This window comes from Aliiroseovarius sp. YM-037 (assembly GCF_048060095.1).
In the GTDB taxonomy this organism is placed as follows: Bacteria; Pseudomonadota; Alphaproteobacteria; order Rhodobacterales; family Rhodobacteraceae; genus JBLUOA01.
Window position 1 is genome coordinate 1 of record NZ_JBLUOA010000009.1, and the last position, 17877, is coordinate 17877.

Below are 17877 nucleotides of genomic sequence, written 5' to 3' on the forward strand. Positions count from 1 at the left end.
GGAGAAAGCACAATGATTGAGGCGGAAAAGGATAGGCAGCACCTCGGGCTAGAGGAGCAATGCGCGCCTGACCTGACGGGGCACCGTTTCCCAATTGCTGTGCACGTTGCAGACATGCCCGATGACCTCGGCAAGCTGCTGGATATCGGGCTCGAGGAGCATTTCCGTGGCGGCTGATGTCAATTCGTATGACGCGTGGTTTCGCGCGAAGGTGCAGGCCGCGCTGGAGGAGGAATGCACGGGAACATCTCAAGTTCAGGTGATGCAGGCCGCACAGGCATTGATTGATGCGAAACGGGAGGTCGAACCCAAGTCCTGACCAAGCCTTGGAGGTCAGCGCGGTCTGACCCCCGTCACCCTGAAAAGCGAAAGCGGGCTTTTTGTCCTTTGGAACTCAGACCCTGATCCAAAGGAAAATCCCCATGTCCAAACCCAGAACGGCCAACCCGGCTCTCGCAATCTCCGAAGCCGATCTCGCCTCTGCGCTAGCGCTTATCGGCACAGAGATCCACCACCAACCCCTGCGCAGCTCAGCGCTCGCGCGCGTCATGCGCGAGACGTTTCTTGGCAGCGATGCCGGCGGTGCCTGGGACTGGCGCATGGCATATGACCTGATGCAGGCCGCGGCTGTTCAGGTGCTGCTGCGTGGGGACGGCGCGGCAGGTGACATCGCCGCTGCAAGGCTGCTTGCCTCGCGGCTCCTGACGGAAACCCGCCGCTCCGAGCAGCAGATCCGGCTGCAGCAGTTTTCCACGCCGCTGCCATTTGCGGCGCTGGTCTTGCAGGCCACGGCGATCCGCAAGGGCGAGACCGTTCTGGAGCCCTCGGCTGGCACCGGTGCACTGGCCGCTTTCGCCGCGCGGGCTGGTGCCACGCTTTTGCTCAACGAGATCGACCCCTTTCGCCAGCGCCTCCTGCGCGCGGTTTTCGGCGGCGAGGTCACAGGCCATGACGGCGAGCATATCGATGATCTGCTGCAAACGCCGGTTCTACCCGACGTCGTGGTGATGAATCCGCCCTTCGCCTCCTCGGTCGATCGGTCGCGTGACAAACACATCGCCGCCAAACATCTCATCGCGGCTGCGAAGCGTCTCGCGCCCGGTGGGCGGCTGGTGGCGATCATGCCGCCGGGATTCAAGCCCGAACGCGATGCCGCGCATTGGTCCCGCGCCTGCGGTCTCCTGACGCCACGATTGGCGCTGACGATGCCGGGGCAGGTCTACCGCAAGCTCGGCACCTCTGTCGAAACCCAGCTGATGGTCTTCGACAAGGTGCGGGAGGACGGCGAGATGATCCGCGCCAGTGTCAGGGACTTGGATGAAGCCCTTCGTTTTGTCGACGCAGTGGCCGCAACCCGGCCCGAGGCGCGCCCCGCCCAAAGGGTGGCGGCGATCCCTAACGGGCGGCCGGCCGTTCCATCCTCTGCTCCGCGCAAGACGGCCGCTGCGCCTGTCGCCGCCTCCAAACCCCGGGCCAATGCCGTTGTCCCGCTAACTTTCACGAGCCTTGATATCCCGCGCGACAACACGCCGATCTCGGACATCTATGCGCGCTACCGTCCGCAGCGGATCGGGATTGCGGGTGCGCAGAAACATCCCACGCCGCTCGTTGAAAGCATCTCCATGGCCTCGGTTGCCCCGCCCATGCCCTCAAACACGGGCAGCGATGACTTGCGCCTGCCCGCGCGGTTGATCGAGGAGGGACATCTCTCCGAGGCGCAGCTGGAAACCATCATCATGGCGCATGACGCCCATGGGCGCGACCTGCCCGGTCGGTTTGGCCAAACAAATGCTGCATGGAAGCCCGGTTGGACGACCGGGCTTCTTGCGTCGTTTCCCCACCATTCTTCGTAAGGAGGTGTCGCATGACACTCGATGAAATCAAGGCGGCCGTCGATGCCGGCCAGACCGTGCACTGGGCCAATACCGGCTACGTTGTCCACAAGGACCGGCTCGGTCAGTACCTCATCACCTATGTGCCGAATGGTAGCTGCATCGGTCTGACCGACCGGGGCGGGCACCGGTTGAACGGAAAAGAGGCGGAGTTCTTCATCGCGCGATTGGAGGACAGCGCGGAAAATCCGGGCAGCCAATCAAGACCAGACCGGCAGGGGAGGGGCGTAGCACCCGGAGGCGCGGGGGCATTCCCACTCGGACGGCAGCTCTGACCCGTGGGCGGGGCTGAAAGGAAAGCAGGCTTTCTGATTTGTGATCCCTCAAGGGGTCGAGAAAGCAATCCCGGATGCGCTGGCAAGGACGTCAGACACCGGCCAATCCAAAAGGAACCATCCCATGTTCGCAGGAACCCTCACCCGCAATGTCGAGACCGCGGCCGCTCAGTACACCGGCATGATCCACTCGACGCGCTTTGACATCGCCATCCAGTTGGAGGCGCGGGCCAAGATGTCCGAACGCAGCCCGGATTACGACGTGACGGCAGTCAACAAATCAGGCCGCAAGGTGCGCATCGGCACGGCCTGGAACGAGACCGGCAATACCAGCGGCAACCCCTACATCTCGATGCAGATTGATGTCGGCTTGGGCCCGTTCCGGGTCAACGCGGTGCAGACGAAAGAGGCGCGTGCGGCCCAGAGCGGGGCGTTCGAGATCATCCCGCTGGTCTCGAACGGCCTGATGAGATCCGGCTCGATCTCGGGCGAGCTCACCGCCATGGACGCCGACAACGCCTTCACCGGCTACATCGCCAACATGATGTTCGATCTGGAGTTCATGCTGATCGAGAACAGCTACAAATCCGAGGAGACCCACCCCGATTACCGCATCGAGGTCAGCTCGCCCCGGGGCACACCGATCCGCGTCGGCTCGGCCTGGATGGCGAAAAGCAGCCGCACGGGCAATGACTACCTGTCGCTGCTGATCAACACGCCCGATGGTGACCTGCGCGTGAACGCCGTGCAGAACGAAGAGCAGCGCGGCGGGCAGACCTTCTCGATCATCCCGTTCATCGACAGCGGTGAGCAGCCGCAGGACGCGGGCGCGGGGCTCTCCTTGGTCGCCTAATCGGCGCGCGAGGGGGAGACGATCTGAACCCAAAGGGGAGCCGTGGGATCACGGTTCCCCTTTTGCTGTGTTTGTTTCTTAGAGGGACGACAGCTTCTTGTGATCTTCTGCAAATGATACACGATAATATACTATTGACAGCGTTAGGGCGGGTGTTTGGCGGGAATACCGATGGCCATCCATAGTTCGATAATTTCGACGCCGAGGCAGAGGTTGCAACAAGACAAGAGACTCGGGATGATCAAGTATCATGCGCGGGTATCGTATGGGTCGACTAAACCCCAACCACGTGATTTCTATTGGTCCTATACCGCTTCCATGTTGCGGTTTACGGCATTGCGGAGAAGGTTTTTCGCGAGGGTTTCGACTTTCAAAATATCTTCGCGGAACGAATAATCATCGCATTTCGTCATGATCTCCTGCACCATGCAAACATCCGCCACCAGCCCGTCCGCCCATTCGACCATAGTCGGCGCTAGGCCTTTCGAAGCCAAGCGCAAACGAACACGGGTGCGCAGATACAGCGCGATGCCCTGTGTTGGTTGATACCCCAACGACTTGGCGGTTTGATAGACCGCATCTGCATCTTGTTCGGCCATATCCAACAGCTCCGACTCTCCGCGGAAATTCCATTGGAGCCCGGAGAAAAGCCCAATGTTTTTTTCGGCCTCATCGGCCTCATCGGCCTCGATCACCATGGCCACGAAATGGCTGAGTGCCTGCATCTGCATGCCATAGCTGATCTGACCTTCCTTGCATTCGCTGCGCGCCTTCCACGCATAACTAAAAGATCGATCGAGGTCCCCGTTCACGTAATGGTATCGCGACTGATCCAGAAGGAGCGCCACCTGTTCGCCGGCGCCAAATCGGGACAAGCGGCAGGTGTTTGCGTGCAACATACCCTTAATGCGCGCATCTGCCTTCCTCCAGCGCAGACCCTTGCGATTGTCGGTACCGCGGAAATGGTGGTCGCCTCGCAGCATCAACCGAAGTGCCGTTCGTGCAGGGCGGCCCGAAACCACCGTACCAGTGCCGTTCCGTGTCTCGCGGGCCAGCACGTCCTCGATCTGGTGAATCTCTTCCAATAGATCCAGGGCGTTCTCCATTGGCTGAGTCAGGGCGACCAGCTCGACCTCGCGTGTGCGCAGTCGCAGCCAGGCCTGAATTGTATCAATCTGCTGCCTCCCTGCGTCTTCGATCAAATTCAACACCGTCGAGACCTTCTCGGGATCGTTTGCAGCCAATTCGGGATATTCGCGCCGCATGTGGTTGCGCAGGCGCGACAAAGTCTTGCTGTGGCCAACCTGATCCTCGTCGAATTGCGACTTGAACCGGGTTAAAGGCCGACCCCGCAAAATTGCCATGTCCACGGCCGAGCACAGGATGCGGATCGCGCGGTTTACCAAGGCCCTGCGCCGGTCGCTTGGCGGCTCCCCGGCATTGAGAGGTGCAAGCTTGTCGATGAGCTCCAAGGACCTGCTCCAGGCCCAATGAACTACTTTCGGCGATTGGCTGTGCAGTGCGGATATCGCAAGCGATTCAAGAAGCTCGATGATTTGTTCGGGCGAAAAGATGTCGAGCAGGTAGGGTTGCAGGGTTCGCGGCAGGTCCTGCTGTTTCAGCGTGTCGATACGCTGGAAATACCACTGTCCAGTGGGCTGGAAAACAAGCATGTAGAGATGCGCCCGCATCTGGTCTTGATCCCAGACCATCGTCATCTGCCCGTCCTTGTCCAGAAGTTCTTGCAGGAGGCATTGCACGGCAAAGCGGAAGGCAACAGCGGGGTGCTGACGTTCGCCGGCAGCGAAAACATTGGGCGGGGCTTGGTGCAGCATCGGATTCTCTGCAATCAGCGTCGTATTCGCCTCGCGGTCCATCAAACGGTCGAAATCGATGCTTGCCAACAAAGCCTCGAAGGCCTGGATGTCACGCAGCATGCCTTGCCATTGTGGCGCCCGGCAGCGCAGCGTGGCCTGGGTACGCCTTTCCTGTGCTCGTTGATGGGCCACCCGCGCCACCTGGCCTGCGGCTTCGCGCATAATGACATTGTATTCGTCGGCCCAGTCGAAATGGTCCGGGTGACTGAGCTTGGACAAGATGAGCTCGCGCAAGGTCTGGTGCATTTCCCAGGTCGGTTCGGATGGGTTGATGCGTTGATGCGGGCCATATTCGGCCATGTCGATTGGGCGTCCGGCCTTGGGTGTCAGGAGGAACCCCCGCGCAATCTTCTCCATTTCCTTCAGGCTTTCGCGGATCGTCTCGGCCGGGCGTTTCAGCTTGCGCCCGGTGGTCTGGTCCCATTCCTTCAGCAACTGCATGAGCGTCGACGGGCGCATGCCGTCGTCGGATGCGGCGATGGCCATGGTGATCCGGAACATGTTGCGCTCGTTCAGCATTTCGACCAAGATTCGAACAAGATCACCCACCGTGTCCGTTCCAACCTCGATACTCTTCTTGACCTTGGACAGTTCGGTGATCGCCTTCTTGACGCGTTCCTCGGCGGTATCGTGACCTATGCTAAGCTGCATGGTTGCGGCGAGCAGGATCAGGATGTCACCGGGAACGGTCACCCGGCTTAGGTTTTCGCACGCACGCTTTATTGTCTTGTCATAAGTGGCAGGCGTTTTCATCCCGGGGAAATACCTGCCGATATCTTCCAAGAGCGGGTCCGTCAGCCGGACCCTTTTGGCCTCAGGCAAGCGCCGAGCTGCAGCCTTGGATGGCGGTTTGGTTGTTGAGATCAGCAAGCGACTTTCGGGATTACTGTTGAATAGCCACGAGATGAGCGAGGGGCGGCATTGGTCGCGCAGCTGTGCGCGCGGGGTGCTCCAGGTCAGGTCTTCCCAATTGGTCAGGATGAAAAAGGCTGGATTGCGCTCGTGCAGCTTGTGGATCTCGCGATACATCGCATCGAGTCTGCCCCCCTCGTCGGGCGAGACGGTGTTACCATCGATCCGTGCAAGCGCCTGATCGTAAGAGATCGGCGTGGATTTTCTATCGTTGGTGCGAGCGCCGTCCAGGGTCTGCAAAAAGGCCAGCACCCGCCCGACCAGGTCCTGATTGCTATGGTCCTGCACATTGATCAGGAACACCGGCAGGGGGGATGCCGCTTCGGGGTCTCGGGCCAGATCGAGCGCGATGGTCGGCCGGTCCGGGTCTTCGTTCTGAAGTTGACGCAAGAGCTCAACCAAACAGCCCGATTTGCCCGCATTCTGGTTTCCGTAAAGCAGAATGACCCGCGCTGACGCGCCGGTGGTTTTCACATGCTTGATGATCTGACTGGCCAAGCTGGCCATCGTCCGGGGGTTTTCGTCTTCGCGGAACCTGCCCTTTGGCCATAGGTAGTCGGTGAATTTGCTGGGAATGCAGTGCAAAGCCCGGCGCTGAACAGCGGCGGCTGCCATAGGTTTGGGCTGAATGCCCTCTGGCGCGACATAGTCTTGCCCGGTCAGCCAGCGCGCTTCGATATGGCGGAAAACATCTGTCGCGTTTTGCGGCCTGTCCGCGACAAGTTGGTCATAGAGGGCGGCGGTATCCTCGGCCAGCGTCGGCCAGTCTTGCACCGGCTGGCCAGTGCGCTCCTGCAGTGCCTTCAGGGCTCTGCACGCGGTGAAGATGAAACACCAGCGATCAAAGTTTTGCACATAACCCGGCGTGTCCTTGTTGTTCGGTCTGAGTAACTGTTGCAACATCGCGAAGACCGTGGACTTGTCGCCAGAGGCCAGCGCCTCTCCAAGATTCTCACCTGGTTCGATATTTACCATCCAGTCCAGACTGGATGCGTTGACGGTGCCGAAGGCGCTACGCTTGACTTCCGACGGCTCGGCATAGCGATACATCAGCAGGGCCGCGAACATCATCACCCGGACGCCGACGCGGCCTTCGGTCTCGCCACCATACCACAGGCTTATGTCATTGCTTTTGCTGTGCTTCTTAAGGTTCGCAGCCTCGCCCTTCCAGCATGTCGGCCAGTGCTCTTCGAGCGCTTCCAGCGCCTGATTCAGCGTCGGACGATTATAAAAAAGATCGGCGTTGCGCGGTGCGCCCATTGGTCGACCTCCTGTCTTGCCTTATCGGGCGAATCGCCCTAGCCCTTCGGCGAGCCTAGAGATAGGCACGGAAATTTGCGTCAATAAACAATCGACGCGTTAGTTAAAAACTAACGAGCTAGTTAATTTACCGGCGCAGTTTTCTTGTTTCTCCGGATTTATCCACAAGTAGATTGTGGCTTACGGAGAGTGAATTCTCGTCTCTTCATATAACGCGGCGGCTGCGGTTGTTGGTGTTCACGAACATCAGCAACGGAGCATCACATGCCGGACATCTACCTCTACAGCAGCCGTGCGCGGGAGAACCCGATCGCTGCGGCGGCGGTGGCCAGCCTGCTTGAGCAGGTCAGCCAGACCGCCGATGGCGCGAATCTTTACGTCAACGACCTGCAGGACTTCCTGGACGCCGACGCCAACCTGCACATCGCCGAGGACCGCAAGACCCTGGCCATCGCGGGCTTTGCCGCGACCAAGTTCGACGGCGACGAAGCCGAGCTGTTCTCGGTTGTCGCCCTGCCGGGCTATCGCGGGCTGGGCGTTGGTGGCAAGGTCGTCGATCAGGCGATCAGCGATTGCGTCGCGCACGGTGTGACCGGCATCAGCTTGGAAATTCGCCTGACCAATGCGGGCCTCCCGATCCCGGCGCTGCGGGTCTATGAAAACCGCGGCTTCAAGCTCCTGCCCGGGGTGTCGGTCGTGCCGATCGGTCATACCCACCGCGATCGTCACCTGTGGCTGACCGCCGATCCGGGCGGCGTCTTCCGCCAGCGTCACATGTACCTCGCGCTGGGCACCAAGACGGCAACGGAGCAGGCCAATGGTTGATCCTGTGACCATCACCATGGTTGGGCTGACGGCGGGCGCCTTGTGCGCCGTCAGCACCACGCCCGAACTGATCGTGACCTTGCGGCGGGCGGGTCCGGTTAGCCGCTGGATCGTTCTGCGCAACGTGGCGCTGGCGACAGGCAATGCCCTGTGGGTGTTATACGCCTTGGCCGGCGGTCACATGCCCATCCTGATCTTCTGCGGGATCAACGCCTTGATGACCGGGGCGCTGGCCGCGCGGCAGATGCGCCTTGTGGTGCCCCATACCCCCCTCCTGAGCAACCCCAAGAAAGAAGGAACTGAGATATGATCAAGAACCAAACCAGCGTGGCCGAGGCCGTCGGCAAGGGCCATCCCGACAAGCAGGCTGATGCGATGTCAGATGCGGTGCTGGATGCGAAGATGGACCGCGCCGTCGCGGCGGGCCATCCGCCCAGCAGCGTGCGTGTGGCCTGCGAGGTCATGATCAACGGTGCCGACATCATTGTCGGCGGCGAGATCAGCGCGCCGGAGGGCGTGTATGATGCCGAGGCAGTCGAGGCGGCGGTGCGCGAGGTCTATTTCGCCTATGGCAACGACCTGCGTGACGACCTGCGCGTTACCAACCTGATCCGCCCGCAGGCGGGCGAGATCGCGGCGTTAACTGTCGATGGGGCAGGCGATCAGGGCATTATGGAAGGTTATGCCACCACCCGCACCCGCTCGATGCTGCCGCCCGAGACAGAGAAGGCTTGGGCGCTGATCACGCGCGCCTATGATCTGGCTACGGACGGCACGCTGCCCTGGCTCCGTCTCGACACCAAGTCGCAGGTCGCGCTTGATCCTTCGGGCGAGGTGATCAGCGTCATCATGTCGGTGCAGCACCGCGCCAGCGTCGATCTCGAGGAGTTGCGCCGCGAGGTGCTCGACCGGGTGGTCCACCCCTGTCTGGGCGATGTCGCCCCGGGCCTGGTGAAAATCAACCACAAGGGCAGCTTCATCGAAGGCGGTGCGGACGCTGATTGCGGTCTGACCGGCCGCAAGATCGTGGTCGATGCCTACGGTCCTTCGGTAGCAGTTGGTGGCGGGGCCTTCAGCGGTAAGGACGCCACCAAGGTCGACCGCAGCGCCGCCTATATGGCCCGCTTCATCGCCCGTCAGGTGCTGGCGTCGCATCCGGGCGGCGGCACCGACTGCACGGTGAAGCTGGCCTATGGCATCGGTCAGCTCCAGCCCGAAGCGGTCAGCGCCATCATCGACGGCAAGCACGATGTCAGCGACTGGGTGCGCGCCCGCTTCTCCGATCTGTCGCCGCGTGCCATCCAGGACCGCCTGGGCCTGTGGCGCCGCGAGGGCTGGCGTTACCGCGACACTGCCAGTTTCGGCCATTACGGCCGCGATCTGTTCCCATGGGAACACGCCGAGTGATCAGCCGCATCCCCGAGGCAGCCGTGCTCCGGGGGTGCGACCCGAACCCCAAACAAGGACCAAGACCATGAAAAACCTTTCCTATACTCCTCCGGCAAAGTCGCGGTTGGTGATGACCACCGCACTCCCCTATGCCAATGGTGATCTTCATATCGGCCACGGTTCCGAAGCGATCCAGGCCGATATCTTCGCCCGCTACCGCCGCTTGGCGGGGCAGGAGGTGATATTTGTCTGCGCCGATGATTGTCACGGTACGGCGGTTGAGCTTCTGGCCGCCTCGCAGAACAAGTCGCCCGAGCGCGTTTTGCAGGAGGTCGGTGCCCGCCACCGCGCCGATTTTGCCCGCGCCAAGATCTCGTTCGATGCTTATCACAGCACCCATTCGACCGAGAACGAGGCGATTGCCTTTGCCTTCTTCGATGAGTTGAAGCGGGGCGGGCATTTGCAGCGCAAAACCGTGCCGCAGCTGTATGACGCGCAGGCGGGGCGGTTTCTCGACGACCGGCGTGTGCGCGGCACCTGCCCCGATTGCGGGCGCAAGGACCAGTATGGAGATGCCTGTGAATGCGGCGCGACCTATGACGCGATCCAGCTGGTTGATCCGGTTTCGACCCTGACCGGCGCGCGCCCGCAGGTGCAAGACGCCGAGCATCTCTTCTTCAAGATCGAGGCGTTCGCTGCGGAGATCCGCGCTTGGCTTGCAAGTGGCGCGGTGCAGAAAGAGGTGCGCGCGAAACTTCTTGAATGGTTGGATGAAGGCTTGCGCGACTGGTGCATCACCCGCAGCGGCCCCTATTTCGGCATCCCGGTTCCGGGCGAACCGGGGTTGTTCTTCTATGTTTGGCTAGATGCTCCCATTGGTTATCTGTCGGCGATTCAGCACTATCTGCAAGAGCAGCAGAGTAAAAAGAGCTGGGCCGATATCTGGAGTGACGAAGACACCGAGACACGGCATTTTATTGGCAAGGACATCATCAATTTCCACGGGCTGTTCTGGCCAGCCCTGCTGTGCGGTGCGCATATCCAGTTACCGGATCGGCTCCATGCGCACGGTTTTGTAACTGTGGGCGGGCATAAGATGTCGAAATCACGCGGCAACTCGGTCACGCTAGCGCAGCTGCTTGACCAGCTCGATGCAGACGCGTTGCGTTATGCCATAGCGGCACGGATGGGTGATGGCATAACCGATTTCAACATTGATGCCGAGGGTGTGGCCGAGAAGGTCAATTCAGATCTGGTCGGTAAGATTGCCAACATTGCGAGCCGGTTGCGCCCGATAATCGCCATGTCGGACAACTTGCTGAGCGATAGCCTGCCTGACTCTGACCTTTTCGACCAGGCGCTGGTGTTGGCGGGCGAAGCGCTGGCGTGTTTTGAGTCGGTGAACACGGCAGCGGCAGTGCGCAGTATCGTGTCGCTGGCGGATCTGACCAATGAATATGTCGATCGCGAAGCGCCATGGACGGTCGATGACCCCGACCAAAGGCGTGCGATCTGCACTCAGGCATTGGCTCAGTTCCGCTTGATTGCGGCGTTGATGCAGCCGATCTGCCCCGGCCTGGCCGGGCGCTGCTTGGCGGTATTCGGTCTGTCCAAGCTGGGCTGGGACGAACTCGCGGTACCGCCTACGGGCCAGAATATCACTATACCGCCCCGGCTGTTCGACCGGATCGATGCGGCTGCGCTGAGCTGTCTTGGTGAGAGCCAGAGTGGAAAGGAGACCGTTCAATGAAACCTCTAGATAGCAGGACCTTCGACCGCCTAAGCGGCAAGCGGATCGCCTTGATCGGGATGAGCGGCGTTGGCAAAACCCACCTTTCGCGCCTTTTGCGAGACACCGGACGCTGGTACCATTATTCCGTCGATTACCGGCTAGGCAAAGCCTATCTGGCCAGCCATATCGATGATGATCTACGTGCCCGCGCCATGCAGGATCCGGTGCTTGGCCCCCTGCTTCTGGTCGATGCGCTGACTCTGCGTGCCAAGTTCGCCATCGACAATCTGGACGTGATGTCGGGCTATCTGGGCAAGATCGGCGATCCAAGGAAGGGAGGGCTGACGCGTGCAGAGTTCCTCGAACGCCAACGTATCCATCGCAACGCGGAACAGGCGGCGATGCAGGATACCGCTAGTTTCGTGCGCCGTTCTGAGACAGTCTATGGCTATCCAAGTTTCACGTGCGATACGTCGGGCAGCTTTTGCAGTGTAGTCGACCCTTGGGATCCGAACGATTCCATCTTGTCCGATCTCGCCGCTACGCATATCGTTGTTTATCTTGAAGCCGGGGCCGAAGACGAAGAGCGTCTGATCGCGCGCTTCAAGCACCGGCCCAAACCGATTTATTATTCGGACGCGTTCTTTGAGCAATGTGAGCGCGACTACCTAGGCGAAGACAAGAGCTGGGACATCGTCGACCCCGACGCTTTCGCGATCTGGGCATACGAGCGCCTCATGGCCTTTCGCCGTCCGCGCTATGAAGCGATTGCTGACCGCTGGGGTTATCGCATCAAGGCGGAAGAACTGGCCAGGGCTTCCGGTGAACAGGGAATCCTAGACGTACTTCGGGCCCATATCTCCTAAGGTAGCGCCATCACGCGTGTTGCCGCCGCCCAGATCGCCTGGGCGGCGGTCTTTTTATTTTTTGGGGCAACGGCCAAGGCTAGGCCGCCTAACCAGAACGGTTTCGGACATCATTAACCTGAAGGCGAAAGATGTAGTAATTCATCGGATGCGCAGAGTCTGTGCACCATTAACGCGACACGCCAAACTCGAAAGTCAAATTTTTTCCAAAGCATCCGACAAATTGCGACCGATCCGAAAATCCGGTCTCCGTCCATCATGACGAATGACGGAATAAGTAATACGTACTGTCGCCAGCGTAGTCGCCTGAACATCAACCTTGGCATAAGCCTTGCGGCCTCCCCAGCTCGGCTTCGCGTGTCGCAGGGGAGAACGGCCCTTCGGTCCGTCGCGCATTCGGCCATGCGGCCTCACCGCGGCGTTGCGCCCAGGCCCCCGGTTTGCCCGCCTCGCGAGCACGTTCCTCCCCGGCCGCTCCGCCGGATTGCGCTCTGGTCTGTTTTGCGGTGCAAAACGATCCCGCCGCTCCATCCGTCTGCCGCGTCCGGTCGGGCCGTTTGCCTGCTCGGGTCGGGCAAACCTACCGTCAAAACACACACACATGAGCGCGGAAGCATATCCTCCGGATGGCCCCCAAATCAGCCCGCGTCAAGGATCGCAAAACTTTTCGGCGAGGGCGGCGCCTGCGGCGGGGCGGTTCCGTGGGTGAGGGCGCGCATGTGTCGGGTGCTGCGCGCGGAAAACTTTTGCGCCCGGCAAGCCGGCGGCTGCGCCGTCCCTGACCCGGGCAGATTCGGAAACCAGGCATTCGGCCATGCCCCCACACTCACGTGGTGGCCTAGGAACCGAACACTGGAGACCAGACATGGCTTACGACACCGCAAACACCTACGAGACGATCGAACTTTTCGGGCTGACCGAGAAGGACGCGCAGCTGCCGATCCCGGAAGATCACATCCTGACCGACCACATCATCCGCGAGAGCTTCGAGGCTTTGCTCGGTCAGCTGCGCGGGACCGGGCTTGAAGCAGAGATTGAACCGCTGGCCCATGGGCTCGCGACGATCCTGCAGCGCCGGAAGGTGGCGCTTGGCAAGGAGGTCGACCGCACCGCCGACAAGATCGGTGCGCTAGCAAAATCCCACGACGGATCGGAGATCGCCGAGACCGCGCTCGAAGAGGCGCAGGCGCGCTTTGTGCAGCTGCGCGAGATTGTCAGCGCCATCGAGGTGATGAGCGAGGCGGCGGCGGAATGCTACGAGATCGAGACCGGTCACGCCTTCATCCCGGCAGCCGGCTCGCGCGCAAGCGTCCGGGCGCAAGAGACCGGGGCGGTCTTCGAGGCGCGGCAGCTCCTGGAGCAGCACGACCGCGAGACTGCCGAGAAATCGAAAGTCGAGGGGGTGCCCCTGATCGTCTCAGGCGCCACCGACTGGACAGATGTCGATGTGATCTTCAACACGCTCGACAAGGTTCGCGAACGGATCAAGCAGAACCGCAATCAGGAGATCTTCCTCTGCCACAAGGGTGGCAAGCACGGGGCGGAGATGATTGCGGCTCGGTGGGCCCGGGCACGCGGGGTCGCGCAGGCCCGCTTCGATCCGCGCTGGTCCGCGCATGGGCGGGCGGCGCCGTTCAAGTGCAACGACGAAATGCTGGACGACAAGTTCGCGGCGACGGGGGTTGTACTCTTCGGCGGCAACGGGGTCGCGCTGAACCTCGGGCAGAAGGCGGAAGCGAAAGGCCTGACGGTCATGCGGGTTGCGGACCCGGCGAAGAAGACTGCGCAGGATTGAAGAGAGGGGGTCGCGCTTGGCGCGGCCCTTTCGTTATGTCTCATGGTGCGTGCGATCGGTCACGCGTGATCGGCAGTCTGCGGCGTCCAGTACCGTTATCCCTCTACCCGGTCCGTCAGAGTGCGGTCCATCCGCATCGGTATGGGCTCGGGATGGTGCGCACCTCACGCACATCCTTAACAGCACAAGACTCGAGAGATCGAGACGTCGCACTTGAGGCTGAAGAGCTGCACGTCCCTCGGGGCGTGTTTCGGAACATCGCATCCACGCGGGCGGGCTCCGTCAGCACCCCGGCCAGGCTCGGCGGGACGCGGACGCGGATGGTGGCGGCTGGGTGATGGCAAGGGTCATCCGGATCACTCCTTTTTGCTCATTGATGTGGATCGCACGGGGTCGGCCCGTCCGTGCCCTCAGCTCACGCTTCGGCAAGCACAAATACGGCTTCCACGGCGGAGCCGCGGACCCTCCGCATTTGCGCTTGCGACCGGGCCTCTTGCCCCCGTGCCGGGTGATCCCCATCGCAACAAGGAGTAACCCAAATGACCAACCACTACGTCGCTACCGTCCCCGTCAAGTTCACCGATACCGATGGCCAGGAGCGCACCCGTTTTCAGCGCGTGGGTGCGATGTTCCGCAACACCCGCAATGGGGATGGCTCGGAGTTCTTCAGCCTCAAGCTCGACTTCCCGGTCGCGGTCTCGGAGCTGGTGATGTTCCCACCGAGCGCGAAAGATCCCCAGGACTAAATCCTCTGACGAGGATGGGCCGCCCCAGGACGATCTTGGGGCGGCCCGATCCCTGTTCCAGGGATGCAGGTCCCTGCGCGTTCAACGGACGCACTGCGCCCGGAATGATCAGGCCGCGACAGACCGGCCAGTCAGCCTCAAGGGGGCCATCCACAAAAACCTATCGGCCAGGGCCTCCCGGTTTTTGCGGCAGAGATTTGGCAAGCCAAATCTGGCCCTCCTTGACCCTGCCTGTCCGCCCTGTCTGTGGGGTTTGCGCCCGCCCGCGGTTCCGTCCGAACACATGCGTGTTCGGCCAGAGCCTCGGTCGCGGCTGGTCGACGGGACCCCTAGGGCAGGTGGATCGCCTGGTGGTGAGGGCGGCAGAGCCGCGTCCCTGCGGGCCGCGGCGTGAAGCGGACACCAAGGCTGCCTGAGCCTGAGTGCGACGTAAGTATATAATTGACAGCATGATATATTATCGTAAGGTAGGGGTAGCCTTGGTGGAAGGTGGCAGGAAATAGGGGGTCTTTCTTCGCATGTCGCGCTCAAAACGCCTCATCGATGCAGACCGCATGGAGATCGTTCGCGAAGCTGCGGAAGGCGTTTCCACTTCAATGCTGGCGGAACGGTTTGGCGTGTCGGTGCGGGCGATTCAGTACACGCTCAAAGCAGATGCCGAGCGCCAGACGGATGCCGCAATTCCGGTCTCAGCAGTCAGTGTGAAGGTCACGGCTGCGGAGCTGGCGGCGCTTGACGCGGTGTTGGCGAAGGCGGGGATCGAGAGCCGGGCCGAGGGGCTGCGGCGGCTCATTCAGGCGGCGGGCGGGGTGTTCGTTCCGGACGCGCAGATGGCAGCAGAGATGGCGCGCTACCGCGCCTCTCTGCACGAGGTAGGTAATGGGGTCGCGCAGATCGCCAAGCAGATGACGCAGGCCAACCGGCGGGGGCAGGGGGCCGTGGGGGGCACGCGTGCCGAGTTTTCTGAGTCGCGCCTTGCGCAGATGCGCGGGCTGGCGCGGTTCATCTTGGATTCCGCTGACGAGATCGACCTGCTCCTGCGCCGTCGTCGGGACGCGATGCAGCTCGAGGCCACGGCCGCGCTGAGGGAGTTTGCCCATGCGGCTGAATGATGCCGTCCATGCTGTCACGGGCGAGGTCTTTCGGGATGGCTGGAGCCGCGTCCGGGGCTCGATGCAAGGTCTGCACGTGGCTAAGCAGACCCAGCTTAGGCGCGCGGCATCCGGGCATCGGCCAGCGGTGTTCAAAGCTATCCGGGGCGGGGGCACGCATACCAAATCGCAGCTCGCAAACCAGCTCGATTACCTAACGACCAAGTCCACCCATATCGTGGACAGTAGCGGGTTCCTGGATGGCAAGTCCAAGCTCGAGGCGGGTGACATCAAGGATCTGACCGAGCGTTTTGCCAAACGGTGGGATGCGGCCTTCAAACCCAAGCTCGGGCAGACCACCCACATGCTCATGTCCTTCCCCATCGGCACGCGCGGGGAGGATGTGCGCGACATCGCGACGGATGTGGCCGAGCGGTTCTTCCAGACCGACGCGGGGCATTTCGACTACATCATCGCGGTGCATGAGGACCGCGATCACCCGCATGCGCATCTGGTGTTGAACCGCCGCTCGCAGGAAGGCGAGTTCTTTTTCCTCGGGCGCAACCATCGCTTCAACTATGACGACTTCCGCCTCGCCATGGTCGAGGAGGCGGAGAAGTACGGCGTGCGCCTGGAGGCCACGCGCCGCGTCGATCGGGGGGTTGTGCATTACCCCGCCCGGACCCGCGAGGTCTATGCTGCCAAGGAAGAGGGGCGCGCACCCCGCGAGCGGGAACGTGTGGGGACCGACTTGACGCGGACGCTGGCGGAGATCGCCAACACCAGAACCGTCTACCATTCGCTTGCCGTGGAGGCCTCCCGGGAGACCTCCGAGGTCCGCGGGGCCCGCGAAGACATTGCCGCGGCACTCTTCCGCGCGGGCGAGGTGCTGGCGCGCGGCGGGCAGGTGGACCGAACAGGAGATGTGTATATGGCCGAGGATCAAAGCTTCGAGGATCTGAGAAGCCTCTATGCGGAAAAGCTCGCGCGGGTGCAGGGCATGATCGCCGAGAAGTCTGACGCGGAACGTCCCGTGCTGGAAAAGCGCCTCATCGAGATCCAGACGCAGGTCCAGCACATGCAGCCCTTGGGGCTGCGATCATCCACGCTGTCAGAGACCCCCTCGGAGGGCGGGATCTATTCCGAAGCCAATATCGACGCCAGCCAGCGCGAGCGTCTGGCAGAGCCCGATCTGAGATCGCGCATTGACGCGGCACTACACGGCACCGGGATCAGCACATCGGAAGTGGTGGCCCGGATCGAGACGGGCGCGTCAAATGCAGCGCTGGAGCATCAATGGATCGCAGATGATCTTGCCAAGGTGGCCGAGGCACGCGATCTGAACCTCGAACGCCGCGCCGATCTGGAACAGGCCCGCGACATTCTCAACGATGTACATGTGGAACTTGGCACGCTGTTGGAGCGCGAGAACGTGCTGCGCCGGGATGGCGTCATGGAAGCGGAACCGGTCAGCGAGCGGTTCCATTATCATGAGGGCGCGGTGCGGGAGATGGAAGGGACAATCCGTCAGGAGATGCGCGCAGAGGGCCTGACAGCGCAGCAGGTGGAGGACCGGGACTGGGAGGTTGTCTCACGGGCGGAGCGCCGGATCGAGGCGGAGCAGCGCGCGTATCTCGCGGCACACCCGGATCTGCTCGCACGCCCTGGCGATGTGATTGACCGGACTGAGCCCTACAGGGAGACCATTACCGATGCAGCCCGCGCCAGCGAGATCACCCGCGAGGTCGACCGCATCATGGAGGGACGGGACCTTCGCACGCCTGTTGCAGATGCTGTCACGGATGACTTGCGCGCGCGCTATCCGGACATGCCGTCCCACCTCGCCCGCGGGCTTGGCGCAACCTATGCGGCCGTCGTCGAGATACGCGACACGGAGGTCATCAATCAGGTCCGCCGCGAAAACGAGATGCGCGACGGGCTTAGGTCTGGCACGCGCGATGCACTCCTCGCAGCCCGCGGTGAAACTGCGCCGCAGTTTGACCGTGCCGACCGCCTTGCAGACGAGATTGCGCGTGTTCTAGACCATGAGCGGGCGGGGGAGTTGTCCGCGCCCTTCGAGACCGAGGCGGAGCGGGACGCCTTCCGCGGCGAGATTGCGCGGGTTCTTGATGACCGCCAATTGGGCCGGCTCACATCCGGCGATGCGGATGCGCTTGAGAAGGTTCTCGAGGACCGCCTGGACCGGCTCTATGTCGCCAAGGTCTATCTGCAATCCGATGCCGCGACGGCCAACACGGAGGCCTTGCGCCAGGTGGTCGATGATCTTGCCGACACCGAATATGAAAAACACCGCGCGACAGACGTGGATGGCGAGACCGAGCGGGGTCAGGTCCATTGAGCGCC

Annotated in this window: 13 protein-coding genes and 1 pseudogene; 13 read left to right on the forward strand and 1 reads right to left on the reverse strand. The window is 61.8% G+C overall.

Annotated elements, in window-relative coordinates:
* Window positions 1-166 precede the first annotated feature (166 nt).
* From ACEWPJ_RS17755 to ACEWPJ_RS17770, 4 genes and pseudogenes are all read left to right on the forward strand, one after another.
* Window positions 167-319 (forward strand): hypothetical protein, encoded by a 153-nt coding sequence (locus ACEWPJ_RS17755; protein WP_009820264.1) that lies wholly within the window; start codon window positions 167-169, stop codon window positions 317-319.
* Between the two features lie 103 nt (window positions 320-422).
* Window positions 423-1778, forward strand: a pseudogene (locus tag ACEWPJ_RS17760) (strawberry notch-like NTP hydrolase domain-containing protein); the annotation flags it as partial.
* Window positions 1779-1864: 86 nt separating this feature from the next.
* Window positions 1865-2167 (forward strand): hypothetical protein, encoded by a 303-nt coding sequence (locus ACEWPJ_RS17765; RefSeq protein ID WP_416514319.1) that lies wholly within the window; start codon window positions 1865-1867, stop codon window positions 2165-2167.
* Window positions 2168-2291: 124 nt separating this feature from the next.
* Window positions 2292-3020, forward strand: coding sequence for a DUF736 family protein (locus tag ACEWPJ_RS17770; RefSeq protein ID WP_416514320.1), 729 nt, complete (start codon window positions 2292-2294; stop codon window positions 3018-3020).
* 305 nt (window positions 3021-3325) lie between these two features.
* On the opposite strand, the gene ACEWPJ_RS17775 is transcribed toward ACEWPJ_RS17770, so the two are convergent.
* Complete coding sequence (locus ACEWPJ_RS17775) at window positions 3326-7069, reverse strand: hypothetical protein (protein ID WP_416514321.1); 3744 nt, start codon at window positions 7067-7069, stop codon at window positions 3326-3328.
* 264 nt (window positions 7070-7333) lie between these two features.
* On the opposite strand from ACEWPJ_RS17775, the gene ACEWPJ_RS17780 reads away from it, so the two are divergent.
* From ACEWPJ_RS17780 to ACEWPJ_RS17820, 9 genes are all read left to right on the forward strand, one after another.
* Window positions 7334-7894 carry a GNAT family N-acetyltransferase gene (locus ACEWPJ_RS17780; protein ID WP_416514322.1) on the forward strand — a complete coding sequence of 187 codons (561 nt, stop codon included), beginning with the start codon at window positions 7334-7336 and terminating at the stop codon, window positions 7892-7894.
* Window positions 7887-8204: a hypothetical protein gene (locus ACEWPJ_RS17785; RefSeq protein WP_416514323.1), complete on the forward strand. Its 318-nt coding sequence runs from the start codon at window positions 7887-7889 to the stop codon at window positions 8202-8204. Before ACEWPJ_RS17780 ends, ACEWPJ_RS17785 begins: the two co-directional genes overlap by 8 nt.
* On the forward strand, window positions 8201-9301 hold the full coding sequence (locus ACEWPJ_RS17790; protein ID WP_416514324.1) for a methionine adenosyltransferase domain-containing protein: 1101 nt from the start codon (window positions 8201-8203) through the stop codon (window positions 9299-9301). The genes ACEWPJ_RS17785 and ACEWPJ_RS17790 overlap by 4 nt, the downstream gene beginning before the upstream one ends.
* 109 nt (window positions 9302-9410) lie before the next feature.
* Window positions 9411-11033: a methionine--tRNA ligase gene (gene metG, locus ACEWPJ_RS17795; protein WP_416514325.1), complete on the forward strand. Its 1623-nt coding sequence runs from the start codon at window positions 9411-9413 to the stop codon at window positions 11031-11033.
* Window positions 11030-11881, forward strand: a complete 852-nt coding sequence (locus ACEWPJ_RS17800; protein WP_416514326.1) for an ATPase — start codon at window positions 11030-11032, stop codon at window positions 11879-11881. The genes metG and ACEWPJ_RS17800 overlap by 4 nt, the downstream gene beginning before the upstream one ends.
* Window positions 11882-12746: 865 nt before the next feature.
* Window positions 12747-13676 (forward strand): DUF2493 domain-containing protein, encoded by a 930-nt coding sequence (locus ACEWPJ_RS17805; protein ID WP_416514327.1) that lies wholly within the window; start codon window positions 12747-12749, stop codon window positions 13674-13676.
* Window positions 13677-14215: 539 nt separating this feature from the next.
* Window positions 14216-14422 (forward strand): hypothetical protein, encoded by a 207-nt coding sequence (locus tag ACEWPJ_RS17810; protein WP_007120662.1) that lies wholly within the window; start codon window positions 14216-14218, stop codon window positions 14420-14422.
* Between the two features lie 518 nt (window positions 14423-14940).
* Complete coding sequence (locus tag ACEWPJ_RS17815) at window positions 14941-15534, forward strand: transposase (RefSeq protein ID WP_416514328.1); 594 nt, start codon at window positions 14941-14943, stop codon at window positions 15532-15534.
* Window positions 15521-17872 carry a relaxase/mobilization nuclease domain-containing protein gene (locus tag ACEWPJ_RS17820; protein ID WP_416514329.1) on the forward strand — a complete coding sequence of 784 codons (2352 nt, stop codon included), beginning with the start codon at window positions 15521-15523 and terminating at the stop codon, window positions 17870-17872. The genes ACEWPJ_RS17815 and ACEWPJ_RS17820 overlap by 14 nt, the downstream gene beginning before the upstream one ends.
* Window positions 17873-17877 lie beyond the last annotated feature (5 nt).

What these genes read in the sequence shown, in the direction of transcription:
- ACEWPJ_RS17765 (WP_416514319.1), top strand. Translation starts at nt 1,865, where the DNA reads ATGACACTCGATGAAATCAAGGCGGCCGTCGATGCCGGCCAGACCGTG.
- ACEWPJ_RS17770 (WP_416514320.1), top strand. Translation starts at nt 2,292, where the DNA reads ATGTTCGCAGGAACCCTCACCCGCAATGTCGAGACCGCGGCCGCTCAG.
- ACEWPJ_RS17775 (WP_416514321.1), bottom strand. Translation starts at nt 7,069, where the DNA reads ATGGGCGCACCGCGCAACGCCGATCTTTTTTATAATCGTCCGACGCTG.
- ACEWPJ_RS17780 (WP_416514322.1), top strand. Translation starts at nt 7,334, where the DNA reads ATGCCGGACATCTACCTCTACAGCAGCCGTGCGCGGGAGAACCCGATC.
- ACEWPJ_RS17785 (WP_416514323.1), top strand. Translation starts at nt 7,887, where the DNA reads ATGGTTGATCCTGTGACCATCACCATGGTTGGGCTGACGGCGGGCGCC.
- ACEWPJ_RS17790 (WP_416514324.1), top strand. Translation starts at nt 8,201, where the DNA reads ATGATCAAGAACCAAACCAGCGTGGCCGAGGCCGTCGGCAAGGGCCAT.
- ACEWPJ_RS17800 (WP_416514326.1), top strand. Translation starts at nt 11,030, where the DNA reads ATGAAACCTCTAGATAGCAGGACCTTCGACCGCCTAAGCGGCAAGCGG.
- ACEWPJ_RS17805 (WP_416514327.1), top strand. Translation starts at nt 12,747, where the DNA reads ATGGCTTACGACACCGCAAACACCTACGAGACGATCGAACTTTTCGGG.
- ACEWPJ_RS17810 (WP_007120662.1), top strand. Translation starts at nt 14,216, where the DNA reads ATGACCAACCACTACGTCGCTACCGTCCCCGTCAAGTTCACCGATACC.
- ACEWPJ_RS17815 (WP_416514328.1), top strand. Translation starts at nt 14,941, where the DNA reads ATGTCGCGCTCAAAACGCCTCATCGATGCAGACCGCATGGAGATCGTT.
- ACEWPJ_RS17820 (WP_416514329.1), top strand. Translation starts at nt 15,521, where the DNA reads ATGCGGCTGAATGATGCCGTCCATGCTGTCACGGGCGAGGTCTTTCGG.